The 900-nt window shown below is 71.1% G+C and carries 1 protein-coding gene; it reads left to right on the top strand.

What is annotated here, in order from left to right; translation table 11 throughout:
* Positions 1–227: 227 nt before the first annotated feature.
* On the top strand, positions 228–704 hold the full coding sequence (locus CH341_RS31570; RefSeq protein WP_170149892.1) for a copper chaperone PCu(A)C: 477 nt from the start codon (positions 228–230) through the stop codon (positions 702–704).
* The last annotated feature ends 196 nt before the right edge of the window (positions 705–900 follow it).

Below are 900 nucleotides of genomic sequence, written 5' to 3' on the forward strand. Positions count from 1 at the left end.
CGTTGCGCCGTCCGGCGCCACCGCCGATCCGGCCGCGGGTGGGTCCGCCCGTCATGCTCCGCTCACCTCGCCTCCGAGCCTGCCGAAGGGATTCGGCGCGTCACCGCCCAGTCTATCACCCGCGATGGGGGCAGTACCCCCGAGAGTCCACGACCGCATCAACGTACCGTAAACACCCCGTCCTCCATAAAAAGCCCGCTCGTCGTTCCCCGTTCCAGTCGGTGGCCATGCGTCTTTTCGGACCGATCCTCGCCCTGCTGCTGCTGCTCGGCCATGCGGCCGTGGCCCAGACCTATCGGGTGGGCGCCATCGAGGTCGGCGACCCGTGGGCACGCGCCACGCCGGTCGGCGCCAACGTCACGGCCGGCTACATGCGAATCACCAATCACGGCGCGCTGCCGGAGCGGCTGCTCGCCATCAGGTCGGCGGCGGCGGGCAGCGTCGAGTTCCAAGAGCTGTCGCTCGACGACAACGTGATGCGGCTGCGCACCGTCGCCCGCGGCATCGCGATCGCCCCCGGCCAGACGGTCGAGCTGCGGCCCGGCTTCGCCTGGCAGGCCGTGTTCGCGGGGCTCGCGGGGCAGCTGCTGCCCGGAGACCGGGTCCACGCCACCCTGACGTTCGAGCGGGCCGGCCCCGTCGATGTCGACCTCGCGGTGCATCCGATCGGCACCGGGCTGCGCCGCGCCGCCGCCGTCCCCTGAGCCGCGGGGAATCGGCGCTCACCGCCAATGTCGGCCTGCGAAAACACCTTCGGTTAAGGGCGCTCGGCTATTCGATAGAGATCCGGGATCGGAGGCGATCCGGGATCTCGACGCGAGCCAGGATCGCGCCGCGAACCAGGATCGCGAGGCCGGGGACCCCATGACCAGCGAGCCATCCGAGACAGTCGACCGCGAC

The organism is Rhodoplanes roseus (assembly GCF_003258865.1).
In the GTDB taxonomy this organism is placed as follows: Bacteria; Pseudomonadota; Alphaproteobacteria; order Rhizobiales; family Xanthobacteraceae; genus Rhodoplanes; species Rhodoplanes roseus.

Excerpts from the sequence above, each read along its gene's own strand:
- CH341_RS31570 (WP_170149892.1), top strand. The coding sequence starts at position 228 with ATGCGTCTTTTCGGACCGATCCTCGCCCTGCTGCTGCTGCTCGGCCAT.